General features: G+C 28.5%; 1 pseudogene. It reads right to left on the minus strand.

Going from position 1 to position 288, the window contains the following annotated elements:
- A pseudogene (locus tag RI68_RS03995) lies at positions 1-288 on the minus strand (DNA double-strand break repair protein Rad50); the annotation flags it as partial.

Genomic DNA, 288 nt, shown 5'->3' on the forward strand with positions numbered 1-288 from the left:
TAATTTATATTGTTTTTTTTCTAAATTTGGTATATCCACGATGTCTTTTCTTTTTTTATCTAATTCGTTAACTATTTTTTGATATTCTGTGATAACGGAATTTTCTCTATTTTTTCTTTGTTCTTCTTGAATTTTTTCTTTTAAAGTTTCAGTGTTTAAAAGTTCATTATTATCACTACGATTTTTATATTCTTCTAGTTTCTTTTGGTAGTCTTTTTGGTCGGCGTCGAGTTTGGCTAGGTCGCGGTCGATGTCGTTAAGATATGAGCCTAAAGTTTCTTTGGTAAT

Source organism: Vaccinium witches'-broom phytoplasma str. VAC (assembly GCF_000309405.1).
Classification (GTDB): domain Bacteria; phylum Bacillota_I; class Bacilli_A; order Acholeplasmatales; family Acholeplasmataceae; genus Phytoplasma.